Origin of the sequence: Pseudomonas sp. COW5 (assembly GCF_026240005.1) — a bacterium.
Taxonomy (GTDB): domain Bacteria; phylum Pseudomonadota; class Gammaproteobacteria; order Pseudomonadales; family Pseudomonadaceae; genus Aquipseudomonas; species Aquipseudomonas kribbensis.
On the sequence record NZ_JAPHVP010000001.1, the window covers coordinates 5714433 to 5728901 of the forward strand.

11 protein-coding genes are annotated in these 14469 nt (G+C 63.3%); all 11 read left to right on the plus strand.

Going from position 1 to position 14469, the window contains the following annotated elements:
• Positions 1-12: 12 nt before the first annotated feature.
• The gene (gene treZ, locus OQ248_RS26025; RefSeq protein ID WP_265814560.1) at positions 13-1815 is read left to right on the plus strand and encodes a malto-oligosyltrehalose trehalohydrolase; all 1803 of its coding nucleotides are present in this window, start codon (positions 13-15) and stop codon (positions 1813-1815) included.
• A complete protein-coding gene (gene malQ, locus OQ248_RS26030; RefSeq protein ID WP_265814561.1) occupies positions 1812-3890 on the plus strand; it encodes a 4-alpha-glucanotransferase in 2079 nt (692 codons plus the stop codon). Before treZ ends, malQ begins: the two co-directional genes overlap by 4 nt.
• On the plus strand, positions 3887-6661 hold the full coding sequence (locus OQ248_RS26035) for a malto-oligosyltrehalose synthase (RefSeq protein WP_265814562.1): 2775 nt from the start codon (positions 3887-3889) through the stop codon (positions 6659-6661). The genes malQ and OQ248_RS26035 overlap by 4 nt, the downstream gene beginning before the upstream one ends.
• A gap of 29 nt (positions 6662-6690) precedes the next feature.
• Positions 6691-7011, plus strand: a complete 321-nt coding sequence (locus OQ248_RS26040; protein ID WP_265814563.1) for a DUF2934 domain-containing protein — start codon at positions 6691-6693, stop codon at positions 7009-7011.
• A 103-nt stretch (positions 7012-7114) separates the two neighbouring features.
• Complete coding sequence (gene glgX, locus OQ248_RS26045) at positions 7115-9274, plus strand: glycogen debranching protein GlgX (RefSeq protein WP_265814564.1); 2160 nt, start codon at positions 7115-7117, stop codon at positions 9272-9274.
• A gap of 1 nt (position 9275) precedes the next feature.
• Positions 9276-10274 (plus strand): acyl-CoA dehydrogenase family protein, encoded by a 999-nt coding sequence (locus OQ248_RS26050; RefSeq protein WP_265814565.1) that lies wholly within the window; start codon positions 9276-9278, stop codon positions 10272-10274.
• Positions 10271-11029, plus strand: a complete 759-nt coding sequence (locus tag OQ248_RS26055; RefSeq protein ID WP_265815147.1) for a PIG-L family deacetylase — start codon at positions 10271-10273, stop codon at positions 11027-11029. The genes OQ248_RS26050 and OQ248_RS26055 overlap by 4 nt, the downstream gene beginning before the upstream one ends.
• On the plus strand, positions 11026-11625 hold the full coding sequence (locus OQ248_RS26060; protein WP_265814566.1) for an SAM-dependent methyltransferase: 600 nt from the start codon (positions 11026-11028) through the stop codon (positions 11623-11625). The genes OQ248_RS26055 and OQ248_RS26060 overlap by 4 nt, the downstream gene beginning before the upstream one ends.
• The gene (locus OQ248_RS26065; RefSeq protein WP_265814567.1) at positions 11622-12281 is read left to right on the plus strand and encodes a glycosyltransferase; all 660 of its coding nucleotides are present in this window, start codon (positions 11622-11624) and stop codon (positions 12279-12281) included. The genes OQ248_RS26060 and OQ248_RS26065 overlap by 4 nt, the downstream gene beginning before the upstream one ends.
• Before the next feature lie 174 nt (positions 12282-12455).
• Positions 12456-13217 (plus strand): PIG-L family deacetylase, encoded by a 762-nt coding sequence (locus OQ248_RS26070; RefSeq protein WP_265814568.1) that lies wholly within the window; start codon positions 12456-12458, stop codon positions 13215-13217.
• A gap of 87 nt (positions 13218-13304) precedes the next feature.
• Positions 13305-14087, plus strand: a complete 783-nt coding sequence (locus OQ248_RS26075) for an endonuclease/exonuclease/phosphatase family protein (protein ID WP_114882679.1) — start codon at positions 13305-13307, stop codon at positions 14085-14087.
• The last annotated feature ends 382 nt before the right edge of the window (positions 14088-14469 follow it).

Here is a 14469-nt window from a genome sequence, read left to right on the forward strand (position 1 = left end):
AGGTTGTCAACGATGCCGTCACGGTCCCCTGAAACCTGGCCCCACGGCGCGATCATGCTGGATGCCGACCACACGCAATTCGCGTTGTGGGCGCCGGATGCGTTTTACGTCAGCGTCGAGCTGGACAATGGCCAGTCCCTGCCGATGCTGCCGCAGGGCGATGGCTGGTTCGTGATCAAGAGCCACTGCCCCGCCGGCCGTCGCTACCGCTATAACATCGACGGCGAACTGGAGGTGCCCGACCCGGCCTCCAGGGCGCAGGACGGCGACCTCGACCGTCACAGCGTGGTGGTCGATCCGCACGCTTATCACTGGCGGCACAGCACATGGCAAGGCCGGCCCTGGAACGAAGCGGTGATCTACGAACTGCACGTCGGCGCCCTCGGCGGTTTTGCCGAAGTCGAACAACATCTGGCACGACTGGCCGGGCTGGGCATCACCGCCATCGAGCTGATGCCGATCGCGCAGTTTCCCGGCGCTCGCAACTGGGGCTACGACGGCGTGCTGCCCTTTGCGCCGCAGGCTTCCTATGGCACGCCGGAACAGCTCAAACACCTGATCGACAGCGCCCACGGCTATGGGCTGGCGGTGATTCTCGACGTGGTCTACAACCACTTCGGCCCTGATGGCAACTATCTGCACCGCTATGCCAAGGGCTTTTTTCGCGAAGACAAACACACGCCCTGGGGCGCGGCCATTGATTTCCGTCGCCGCGAAGTGCGGGACTTCTTCGTCGAAAATGCGCTGATGTGGCTGCTGGAATACCGTTTCGACGGCCTGCGCCTGGACGCGGTGCACGCCATCGAAGACCCGGATTTCCTTCAAGAACTGGCACAGCGCATCCGGCAACAGATCGACCCTGCGCGGCACGTCTGGCTGACCGTGGAGAACGAACACAATCAGGCCAGCCTGCTGGAAGACGCCTACGATGCCCAGTGGAACGACGACGGCCACAATGCCCTGCACGTACTGCTGACCGGTGAAACCGATGCCTATTACGCCGACTACGCCGAGCACCCCACCGAACAACTGGCCCGCTGCCTGAGCCAGGGTTTTGTGTTTCAGGGGCACCTGACCCGCCACGGCACGCCCCGTGGCGAGCCGAGCGAACATCTGCCGTCCACCGCGTTCGTGCTGTTCCTGCAGAACCACGACCAGATCGGCAACCGCGCCTTCGGCGAACGCCTGCATCAACTGGCCGATCCTCGCGCCCTGCAAGCCGCCACCGTGTTGTTGCTGTTGTCACCGATGATTCCGTTGATGTTCATGGGCGACGAGTTTGCCGCCGAGCAACCCTTTCTGTTTTTCACCAGCCACCACGGCGAACTCGCCAGATTGGTGCGCGAAGGCCGGCGCAACGAGTTCGCCGCGTTCAGTGCGTTTGCCGATCCACAGCGCCGCGAGCAGATTCCCGATCCCAACGCCGAGCAGACGTTCCACGCCTCGCAACCGCGGCTGATCGGCAGCGGCACACCGAAACAGCAGGCCACCCTGGCGCTGTATCGACAGCTGTTGCAACTGCGCCATCAACACATCATTCCGCATTTGCCCGGTACCCAGGCGCTCGGCGCTCAAGTGCTGGGGCCTGGCGCCGTCAGCGCGCGCTGGCGTCTGGGGAATGGCAGCGAGCTGCGAATCGACCTGAACCTCGGCGACAGCCCGGTGGTCAACCCACCACAGGCCGAACCGGTGTGGCTGCTGCGCCAGCCGCCCGCTGCCGACCTGACGGATGAAGGGCAACTGCCCCCGTATTGCGCGCTCGTCAGCCTCACGGCCGCAACCCCTTTGCCACCCCTGGATGGAGAGCGCCTATGAGCGATGCGCAACTGGAAATTCTCGCCAGCCGAGCCGGCCTTGCGGTCGACTGGATCGACGCCAATGGCCGTCAGCAAAAAGTCGCCCCGGCGGTGCTGCGCAATGTCCTCACCGGGCTCGGTCACCCGGCCGGCTCGGCCCAGGAAATCGACGCCAGCCTGCTGGAACTGCAACAAGTGCAACAGGACCGCCAATTGCCGCCGCTGCTGACCGCCGATGTCGGCGTGGGCCTGGACCTGGCGCGTTACTTCGAACCCGAAAGCCCCTGTGAGATTCATCTGGAAGACGGCACGCGGCTGTCGCTCAGACTCGATGCCGATGCGGTGTTGCCCGGTGAAATTCCGGTTGGTTACCAGCAAGTCCATATCGCCGATCAACATTTTACCCTGGCCGTGGCCCCCGAGCGTTGCTACAGCGTGGGCGATGCCGTGGACAACCCGATCCCCCGTGCCTGGGGCCTGAGCGTGCAGCTTTACAGCCTGCGCCGCCCCGGCGACGGCGGTTTCGGCGACACCCAAGCGTTAGAGGAGCTGGCCCGCAGCGCCGGCGAACGCGGGGCCGACGCTTTGGCGATCAGCCCGTTGCACGCAATGTTCAGCGCCGACACCGGGCGCTATAGCCCGTACTCGCCGTCCAGCCGCCTGTTCCTCAATTCCTTGTATGCCGCGCCGGGGACCATCCTCGGCGAGCGCGCCCTGCGTGATGCCATCGACGCCGCCGGCCTCGCCGAGCAGTTCCAGCAACTGGAAAACCTGAAACTGATCGACTGGCCCAGCGCCGCCGACGCCAAGCAAAAACTCCTGCAAGCGCTGTACGAAGGTTTCATCCGTGGCGAACATCCGTTGCAGACGGATTTCTCCAGCTACCGCGATGCGGGCGGCGAAGCGCTGGAAAATCACTGCCGCTTCGAAGCCATCCAGGAAATGCGCGCCGCCCGTGGCGAGAACCTCGACTGGCGCGAATGGCCCGAACACTGGCACGACCCGCGCGGCGCGGCCCTCAGTGCGTTTGCCGAGGAATACGCCGAACGCATCGGCTACTTTGCGTTTTGCCAGTGGTTGATTCACCGCTGCCTTGAGCGTGCGCAAAACGCCGCCCGCAGTGCCGGCATGGGCATCGGTCTGATCGCCGACCTCGCGGTAGGTGCCGACGGTGCCGGTAGCCAGGCCTGGAGTTTCCAGGACGAATTGCTGGCGTCACTGACGGTCGGTGCGCCACCGGACATTCTCAATCGTTCCGGCCAGGGCTGGGGCATCTCGGCGTTCTCCCCGGAAGGTCTGGTGCGCAATGGCTTTCGGGCGTTCATCGACATGCTGCGCGCCAACTTCGCCCACGCGGGCGGCCTGCGCATCGACCATGTCATGGGCCTGCAACGGCTGTGGGTGATTCCCAACGGCGCAGCGCCGGCGGACGGCGCGTACTTGTATTACCCGGTGGACGACCTGCTGCGTCTGCTGACCCTGGAGTCCCACCGCCATCAAGCGATCGTGCTGGGCGAAGACCTCGGCACCGTGCCCGATGGCCTGCGGGAAAAACTGGTCGCCCGGGCCATGCTCGGCATGCGCGTACTGTTGTTCGAACAGGACAACACCTGGTTCAAACCGATCCTCGACTGGCCGGACAACGCTTTGGCCACCACCAGCACCCACGATCTGCCGACGCTCAACGGCTGGTGGCATGGCCGGGACATCGACTGGAATGCGCGACTCGGGCTGATCGACGCCAACGGCGAAATCGACTGGCGCCGCTATCGCGAGCGCGAACGCGACGGTTTGCGCAACGCTTTGAGCCAGGATCCGCAGAACTTTCGCGAGGAGTCCCACGAAGCCGATCAGGTGGTCGACGCCAGTGTCCGCTTCCTTGGCCACACCCGCGCGCCGCTGGTGTTGCTGCCGCTGGAGGACGCGCTGGGCCTGGACGAACAGGCCAACTTGCCCGGCACCATCGACACCCATCCGAACTGGTCGCGACGCCTGCCGGGCACCAGTGACACCTTGCTCGATGGCGTCGATGCAGCGCGGCGCCTGGAACTGCTCGCCTGCGCACGCCTTCAGGCCGCCGAGCGTGACCAATGAGTGCAGTGCAAAACCTGACCTTGCGCGCCACGCTGCGTCTGCAGTTTCACAAGGGTTTCACCCTGGATGAGGCGGTGCCGCTGGTGGCGTACTTTGCCCGGCTCGGCATCAGCCATGTTTACGCCTCACCGCTGCTCGCCGCCCGCGCCGGCTCCATGCACGGCTACGACGTGGTCGACCCGACCCGGGTCAACCCGGAACTTGGCGGCGAACCGGCGCTGCGCCGGTTGGTCGCGGCCCTGCGTGAGCACGGCATGGGGCTGATCCTCGACATCGTCTCCAATCACATGGCGGTCGGCGGTGGTGACAACCCGTGGTGGCTCGATTTGCTGGAATGGGGCCGGCTCAGCCCCTATGGCGAGTTCTTCGACATTCAATGGCACTCGCCGGACCCGTTGATGGAAGGCCAGTTGTTGCTGCCCTTTCTTGGCAGCGATTACGGCATTGCATTGCAGGACGGCACGCTGCCGCTGGTGTTCAACGCCGGGGCGGGCACCTTCCACGTCGAGCATTACGAGCATCACTTCCCGATCTGCCCCGGAGATTACGGCGAACTGCTGAAAGCCGACGAGCCGGCGAACGAAGCGCTCAAGTCACTGGCCGATCGCTTCAGCAGCCTCAGCTACCAGACCGACGCCCGCTCGCTGGCGATCCCGCTCAAGGAAGAACTGCAGCAACTGGCAAGCGACCCGCACATCCTGCAAGCCATTCAGCACAACCTGACGCACTACGACTCGAAGACCGAAGACGGTTTCCAGCGCCTGCATCAACTCCTGGAACGGCAAAGCTATCGCCTGGCCAGTTGGCGCACCGCGGCGGACGACATTAACTGGCGACGCTTCTTCGACATCAACGAACTCGGCGGTCTGCGGGTCGAGCGGCCTGCGGTGTTCGAAGCGACCCACGGCAAGATCTTCCAGTTGATCGAAGAAGGCCTGATCGACGGCTTGCGCATCGACCACATCGACGGCCTCGCAGACCCACGGGGTTACTGCCGCAAGCTGCGGCGACGCCTCGACTTTCTGGCGCCGGGGCGACACTTGCCGATCTACGTCGAGAAGATTCTCGGCGACGGCGAAACCCTGCGCACCGACTGGGCGGTGGATGGCAGCACCGGTTACGAGTTCATGAATCAGCTGTCGCTGCTGCAACACGACCCGGCCGGCGAGCATGTGCTCGGCGACTTGTGGCAGCGGCGCACCGAGCGCCCCGCCGCGTTTATCGAAGAGGCACGACTGGCGCGTCAGCAGATTCTCAACGGTTCGCTGGCCAGCGATTGCGAAAGCGTTGCCCAGGCGCTGCTGCAAGTGGCGCGGGACGACCTGATGACCCGCGACCTCACGCTCGGCTCGATCCGCCGGGTGCTGCAGGCGCTGATCGTGCATTTCCCGGTGTATCGCACCTATATCGGTGCGATGGGCCGTTCCTCGCAGGACGAAGTGTTTTTCCAGCAGGCCATGGAAGGTGCGCGGCAGACACTGAGCGAAAGCGACTGGCCGGTGCTCGAGTCCGTGGCCGGCTGGCTCGGCGGCCAGCCGTGGCGGCGCAAACCCCGTGGGCGCTCGCGCAAGATTCTGCGTCATGCCTGCGTGCGCTTTCAGCAACTCACCTCGCCTGCTGCCGCCAAAGCCGTGGAAGACACCGCGCTGTATCGCTCGGCGGTGCTGCTGTCGCGCAATGACGTGGGCTACAACACCGAACAGTTCAGCGCCCCGGTCAGCGACTTTCATGCGGCAAACCAGCAACGTCTGGCGACATTCCCCGACAACCTGCTGGCCACCGCTACCCACGACCACAAACGCGGCGAAGACACCCGCGCAAGGCTGGCCGTGCTCAGCGAGCGCAGCCACTGGTACGCCGAGCAGGTCGAGTTGTGGCGTGCCCTCGCCCGGCCGCTGCGTAATGACGATCAGATGCCGTCGTCGGCCGACGAGTTGATCCTCTATCAAGCATTGCTCGGCAGTTGGCCGCTGGAATTGCGTGACGATGATCAGGCCGGATTCACCGACTACGCCAGACGCATCTGGCAATGGCAGCAGAAAGCCCTGCGCGAAGCCAAGCTGCAAAGCAGTTGGAGTGCGCCGAACGAAGCCTACGAAAACGCCGCCCAGTCATTCACCGAGCAACTGTTGCTGGCGCCCGAAGGTGAACTGCTGCGCGGGGCGCTGGCCAAGAGCGTCAACAGCATCGCTGCTGCCGGCGCCCTCAACAGCCTGGCGCAAACCTTGCTGCACATGACCGTACCGGGGGTGCCGGATCTGTATCAGGGCAACGAGTACTGGGATTTCAGTCTGGTGGACCCGGACAACCGCCGGCCGGTTGACTACGACTTGCGAGAACAATCCGTGAAACCCGCATCGGCATCGGAACTGCTGTCGAACTGGCGTAACGGGCGCATCAAGCAAGCGTTGATCGCTCAGGTACTGAACTTGCGCGCCGAATACACCGAGTTGTTTCGCCGAGGCTCGTACCAGGCCCTGGAGGTGCTGGGCAGCCAGGCGCACAACGTACTCGCGTTTGCCCGCGAGCACGGGGATCAACGGGCAATCGTCATCGTGCCGATCCGTTGCGCGACACTGCTGGAAAACGGTGCTGTACCTCAGGTCGATGCGCTGCGCTGGGGCGATACGCGGGTGGAATTACCGTTCGCCGCCTCCGACGAAAATCTGAAGGGACTTTTTTCGAGCACCGCAGTCACAAAAAACAGGGAGCTGGAAGTCAGCTCTGCGCTGGGGGATTTCCCGGTCAATCTGTTTATCCAACACTTCTAGAAGCATGAGTTCAGTTCAGGAGCATTGCGATGAGTACCGACGATAAACGCATCCGCGAATTCGCCTATCAGATCTGGGAATCGGAAGGTAAGCCCGAAGGTCATGAAGCCCGCCACTGGGAGATGGCGCGCAAACTGGCCGAAGCCGAGGCACTGGCTCCGAAGAAATCGCCGAAGGCTGCCGCCGCCAAAACGGCGAGCACCAAGGCCTCTGCCCCCAAGGCTACAGCGGCCAAGCCTAAAGCCACAACGGCAAAAGCCAAGCCAGCCAGCGCCGCCAAAGTGATTCCCCCGGGCGAAAAAGCCGCCGAGAAAAAGCCCCGCGCGCCGCGCAAGCCCCCGGCCATCTGAGGCTTTTTCAACCGTTGAACTGAATGACCGTGTGGCGGGTTCGCTCGCCACAGCGGGTTCACTCGCCCTTTAAAAATGCCCACCCCGACTTGCAGGAGCAATCATGACCCGTCCAAAGAAAGCCGAGCCCGCCGCACATGCCGAACCCACGCGAATCCGCGAGGGTCTGCCCTTCCCGCTCGGTGCGACCTGGGATGGGTTGGGGGTGAACTTCGCGCTGTTTTCCGCCAACGCCACCCGGGTCGAGCTGTGCATTTTCGATGATGCCGGCGAAGTCGAACTCGAACGCATCGAACTGCCGGAATACACCGACGAGATTTTCCACGGCTATTTGCCCGACGCCCATCCAGGACTGATCTATGGCTACCGGGTCTACGGTCCCTACGACCCGGCCAACGGTCACCGCTTCAACCACAACAAGTTGCTGATCGACCCCTACGCAAAGCAACTGGTCGGCCAGTTGAAATGGTCCGAAGCGCTGTTCGGCTACACCATCGGCCACCCGGACGCCGACCTCAGTTTCGATGAGCGCGACAGCGCGCCCTTCGTGCCCAAATGCAAGGTCATCGACCCGGCGCACACCTGGGGCAACGACCACCGCGTCAGCGTGCCGTGGGACAAGACCATCATTTACGAGACCCACGTGCGCGGCATCAGCATGCGTCACCCCGCCGTGCCGGATAACGTGCGCGGCACGTTTGCCGGGCTGATGGTCGATGATGTGCTGGAGCACATCCGCAAACTCGGCGTATCCACCGTCGAGCTGTTGCCGATCCACGCCTTCGTCAACGACCAGCACTTGCTGCACAAGGGCATGACCAATTACTGGGGCTACAACAGCATCGCCTTCTTCGCCCCGGACCCGCGTTACCTGGCCAGCGGCAAGATCGCCGAGTTCAAGGAGATGGTCGCGCACCTGCACGAAGCCAATCTCGAAGTGATCCTCGACGTGGTCTACAACCACACCGCCGAGGGCAACGAACAAGGCCCGACCCTGTCGATGCGCGGAATCGACAACGCCTCGTACTACCGGCTGATGCCGGACGACAAGCGCTTCTATATCAACGATTCCGGCACCGGCAACACCCTCGATCTGAGCCACCCGTGCGTGCTGCAAATGGTCACCGACTCGTTGCGCTACTGGGCCAGCGAAATGCACGTCGACGGTTTCCGCTTCGATCTGGCGACCATCCTCGGGCGCTATCACGACGGTTTCGACGAACGCCACAGCTTCCTCGTCGCCTGCCGTCAGGACCCGGTGCTGCGTCAGGTGAAACTGATCGCCGAACCCTGGGACTGTGGCCCCGGCGGTTATCAGGTCGGCAACTTCCCGCCGGGCTGGGTCGAATGGAACGACAAGTTCCGCGACACCGTGCGCGCGTTCTGGAAAGGCGACGACGGTCAGCTCGCCGACTTCGCCAGCCGCATGACCGCTTCCGGCGAGATGTTCAATCAGCGTGGCCGCCGGCCTTATTCGTCGGTGAATTTCGTCACCGCCCACGACGGTTTCACCCTCAACGATCTGGTGTCCTACAACGACAAGCACAACGAGGCCAACGACGAAAACAATCAGGATGGCAGCAACAACAACCTGTCCTGGAACCACGGCGTCGAAGGGCCAACCGACGATCCGGAAATCAATGCGCTGCGTCATCGGCAGATGCGCAATTTCTTCGCCACCCTGTTGCTGGCCCAAGGCACGCCGATGATCGTTGCCGGCGACGAATTCGCCCGCACCCAGGACGGCAACAACAACGCCTACTGCCAGGACAGCGAGATCGGCTGGGTCAACTGGGACCTGAGCGAGGACGGCAAGGCGCTGCTGAAATTCGTCAAACGCCTGATCAAGTTGCGGCTGACCTATCCGATCCTGCGCCGCGGGCGTTTTCTGGTGGGCGAATACAACGAAGACATCGGGGTCAAGGACGTGACCTGGCTGGCACCGGACGCCACCGAGATGACCACCGAACACTGGCACGATGCGCACAACCGTTGCCTGGGCATGCTGCTCGACGGCCGTGCCCAGGAAACCGGCATCCGCCGCAAGGGCGCCGACGCGACGTTGCTGCTGGTGGTCAACGCCCACCACGACATCGTCAACTTCACTCTGCCGGAAGTACCTGAAGGCAGTTTCTGGACCTGCATGGTCGACACCAATCAACCGTCGATCCGGGGTCAGGAACGCTTCGATTTCGGCCATCAATACTCGGTCACCGGACGCTCGCTGCTGTTGTTCGAACTGCAGCGGGATGAGGAAGACTGACATGGAGCTGTCTGACTACCTGGCGCTGCACGCACCGGACTATGGCGATACCGCCGACCTTGGACGCTGCCTGCGGGAAATGGTCGAGGCCGGACTGGACCGACTGCCGTTGCCCGGCAGCGGTCGCACGCTGGAGCGCTGGCAACGACTGTCCGAAGTCGGCGGGCATGATCTGGGATTGTGCAAACTCTACGAAGGTCATACCGATGCCTTGGCGATCATCGAGCAGCTCGGCGGCACACCGACACCCGACAGTACGTGGGGCATGTGGGCGGCAGAACCACCGCAGGCGCGGGTTCGGGTCAGCCGTTCGGGGCAACTGGTGCGACTGAACGGGCGCAAGGCCTGGTGCTCCGGGGCGGCGGTGCTCAGTCATGCCCTGCTCACGGCGTGGGATGAAGAGGATCGACAGCAACTGGTGGCCGTGGCGCTCGATCAACCGGGGGTGAGCGTGACCGATCAGGGCTGGCAAGCCGTCGGCATGGCGGCCACCGGCAGCGTCGAGGTGCTGTTCGACGATGTGGAGGCCCAGGCGATCGGCGACCCCGGCGACTACCTGCAGCGTCCGGGTTTCTGGCACGGCGGGATCGGGATTGCCGCGTGCTGGTACGGCGCCGCGAAAGAGATCGCCGATCGCTTGCGCCAGCAATGTGCGCGACGTGAAGATCCGCACGCGCTGGCCAGTCTCGGCGTCGTCGACAGCGCCTTGCACTCTGCATCTCAAGTGCTGCGTGTCAGCGCTCTGGACATCGACAGCAACCCCGGGGCCGACGCCGAACTGCTGGCCCGCCGCGTTCGCGCCGTGGTCGAGGATGCAGCCGAACAGGTCATCCGCGAGACCGGGCGGGCACTCGGGGCCGGGCCGTTCTGCAAGGATCCGCACTTTGCCCGGCTGGCGGCCGACCTGCCGGTATACCTGCGCCAGAGCCACGCCGAACGGGATCTGGCGGCTCTTGGCCAACTGATTGCGCAACAACCACGCGGATGCTGGGCGCTATGAAACGCAACCCGATCGTCGGCGAGGGAACCTCCCTGCATGAATGGCAGGGCTCACGTCATCTGACGGCGTTGGACAGCATCGACATCCTCGACCTGGTGCCGCCGGGATCGAGGGCCGTTGTGATTGCTCCACACCCGGACGACGAGGTCCTGGGAAGCGGCGGATTGCTGCAGCTGCTCGCCGCGGCGGGACGCACACTTCAACTGATTTCGGTCACGGATGGCAGCGCCAGTCATCCCGGCTCGGATCGCTGGCCGGTGGAACGCCTGAGCGTGGTGCGCCCGCAGGAATCCGCCGAAGCCCTGCGCCGCCTCGGCCTGCCCATGCATAAGTTGCAATGGTTGCGCGGCGGCTTCCCCGACACGCAAGTCGCCGCGCGTGAGTCGATGCTGTGCGAATACCTGACCCACTACCTGCACCCCGGCGACGTGATCTTCACCACCTGGCGCGAGGACGGCCACAGCGACCATGAAGCCGTCGGCCGCGCCAGCATCGAAGCGGCCCGGCGCGTCGGTGCAATTTGCCACGAACTGCCGGTCTGGACCTGGCACTGGGCAACCCCGGAAGACGCCATCGTGCCCTGGGAACGGGCGCGCAAAATCCTGCTCAACCCGGCGCAGGTCGCGCGCAAGCGTCATGCGGTGCATGCGTTTGCCAGTCAACTGGAGGGCGATTCCGAAGCAGGCCTGCCACCGGTGCTCGCGCCCTATGTCATCGATCGACTGCTGCAACCGTTCGAGGTGGTCTTCCTGTGAGTGTCGAGAATCGCTACTTCGAAGGCCTGTTCGCGGGCAATAACGACCCTTGGGGATTCCGCCAGCGCTGGTACGAGCAGCGCAAACGCCTCGTGACCCTGGCGGCCCTGCCCCGCCCGCACTACCGGGCAATCTTTGAACCGGGATGCGCCAACGGTGAACTGAGTGCGGCACTGGCCGAGCGCTGCGATAGATTGGTGTGCTGCGACACGTCTACCACTGCGGTCAATCTGGCGCGTACCCGACTGAGCCTGTTCGACCACGCGCAAGTGCGTCACGGTCGTCTGCCTGGCGACTGGCCTGAGGAAAAATTCGACCTGATCGTTTTCAGCGAAATCGGCTACTACCTCGATCGACAGGATCTGACAGAGGTCATCCGCCGCATCAGCGACTCACTGACGGCAGACGGGCAATTGCTCGCCTGTCACTGGCGGCCGCCTATCGAAGGTTGCCCGCTCAATGCCCGTCAGGTTCACGACCTGATCCATGAGCACTTGCATCTGCCGCGACTCGTCCTGCATCAGGAATCGGATTTCCTGCTTGAAGTCTGGAGTCGCGAGCCCCGCTCGGTCGCCGCGCTGGAGGGTTTGCGATGATTGGCATCCTGATTCCTGCCCACAACGAAGAAGACTGGCTCGATGACTGCCTCTGCGCCGCCCTGCGTGCGGGTGACCATCCTTTGCTGGCGGGTGAACCGGTGGAAATCCTGGTGGTGCTCGACAGTTGCACCGATCGTTCGGCGCATATCGTCAGCCAGTACCCGGTGCTGGCGCTGAGCATCGACGCGCGCAATGTCGGGCAGGCTCGCGCCATTGGCGCACAACAACTGCTTGAACGCGGTGCGCGCTGGATTTCCTGCTCGGACGCCGACAGCCGGGTCGCCGAAGACTGGCTGGTGGCACAACTGGGGCTGGGCATGGATGCCGTGTGCGGCACGGTGACGGTCGAACGCTGGCATGAATCGTTCGATGAAGCGGCGCAGATTCGCTATCACCGTGATTACCAGGCCTGCGAAGGTCACCGGCACATCCATGGCGCCAATCTGGGTGTCAGTGCGCAAGCCTACGTCCGCGCCGGCGGGTTCGAGCCGTTGCCCTGTGACGAGGATGTGCAACTGGTCCGGCAACTGGAGCGTTGCGGGGCCAGCATCGCCTGGAGCCATCGCCCGCAGGTCATTACCAGCGCACGCCTGGACAGTCGCGCGCGCGGTGGTTTTGGCGACTATCTGCGACACTTGGCACAGACTGAATAAAAAAAAGCGGAGCAGATTGATCTGCGACGCGACGAACCGTCCTTCTTGAGCAATACTCTGCATCGCGGCAATCCAGGGTTCGGAGCGCTGCCGGGTAATCAACCAGTCTTCAGGGGTCAATCACGCGTGGTCGTGTGCGACTGAAGGCCAGACACAACAAGGACGTCCTGCCCCATGAAACCGTTATCTCTCAACGAAAGCGGCCTGCCGGCGCAAATATGGAACAGCGCTGCGCAACTCGACAATATTCCGGTCATCAACACCCACAGCCTCGTGCCGCCCGGTGCCCGTGCGGTGGTCATTGCGCCCCATCCCGGCGATGAAGTGGTGACCTGCGGCGGCCTGCTGCAACTGTTGTCGGCCCTCGGCCATCCCCTGCAATTGCTCTCGATCACCGATGGCAGCGCCAGTCACCCCGGATCGCGCCAGTGGTCAGAAAAACGCCTGAGCGTGTTCCGCCCCCAGGAAAGCGTCGAGGCCCTGCGCCGCCTGGGCCTGCCGATGCACAGCCTGAAATGGGTGCGCGGCGGTTTCACCGACAATGCCCTGCTCGATCAGGAAGCCCAGCTGACAGAATTCATTTCCCGCTACCTGCGCCCCGGTGACGTGGTGTTCAGCACCTGGTGCGAGGACGGCAGCGCCGATCATGAAGTGGTCGGCCGGGCCAGCGCCAAAGCCGCCCGACAGGCCGGCGCCACGTACCACGATGTTCCGGTCTGGGCCTGGCACTGGCCGGAACGTGATCAGGCACAGATCCCGTGGCACCGCGCCCGCAAGCTGCGCCTCGATACCTGGACCGTCGCACGCAAGAGCCACGCTACCCACGCCTATGCCAGTCAGTTGAACGGCGAGCCGGCCATCGGCATTGCGCCGCTGCTGCCCAAGGCTATTCTGGAGCGCATGCGCCTGCCTTATGAAATTGTCTTCGTTGACTGACAGGCGGGCGCGGGCAGTCACTCAAGGTGAACTGCCCGCGCCCGGATCAGTCGCAAGAAGAGGCAGTCATGATTCATAGGAGCGACCGTGTCCAGCGATCCCAAGCGTCATGCCATCGACGTGTCCGCCATTCATCGCCTGCGGGTGTTGACGGTCAATACACACAAGGGTTTCACCGCACTCAATCGGCGTTTCATCCTCCCGGAGCTGCGTGAAGCGGTACGCAGCACCAGCGCCGATCTGGTGTTTCTTCAGGAAGTGGTGGGCGAACACGAACGGCACTCGAACCGCTACAACGAGTGGCCGCAAACCTCGCAATACGAATTTCTCGCCGACAGCATGTGGAGCGATTTCGCCTACGGGCGCAATGCCGTCTACCCCGACGGCCACCACGGCAATGCACTGTTGTCGAAATACCCGATCCGCGAATACCGCAACCTCGATGTCTCGATCACCGGCCCCGAACGACGGGGTCTGCTGCATTGTGTACTGGATGTGCCGGGGCATGCCGAGGTGCACGCCATCTGCGTGCACCTGAGCCTGCTGGAAAGCCACCGGCAGTTGCAGCTGCAGCTGCTCTGCCAGTTGCTCGAATCCCTGCCGGACGATGCACCGGTGATCATCGCCGGGGACTTCAATGACTGGCAGATGCAGGGCAATGTCGCCCTCGCCCGTCGCGACTACCTGCACGAAGCGTTCGAGCGCCATCACGGGCGGCCGGCCAAGACCTACCCGGCGCGCTTTCCGCTGCTGCGGCTGGACCGGGTCTACCTGCGCAATGCCAGCAGTCATGACCCGCAGATTCTTGGCAGCAAACCCTGGACGCATCTGTCGGATCACTTGCCGTTGGCGGTCGAGGTGCATTTGTAGTTCGACCGCGCAGCGAGTATTTACGCCAGTGCCGATTACAGTAGCAATATTGACAGTAATCAGCTGCGTGGCCTGGCAGGAAACAGGGGCATTCGCATCAGTTGGCAAGCCGATAGCAGGCTAAGCAAACGCTCTGCCTCGCGGTTCAAGGCGTATTTTTCCCTGCAAACAACAACTTAGATATGTTCAGAAAAACAAACGCTTGTGATCTCTGATTTAGCCATACCGCTCATCGTCCATTTTCTTGACGCAATGTCAGCAGTCTTCTTAGCTCTACCTTACTACCCCCGGAATCACTACTCGGGGCGAGCCTTCGGACACTCGTGAAACGGGCTGCCCCAGGTTCGCCTCGCTCCATTCGGTCGCCCCTCATTCGGGGTAG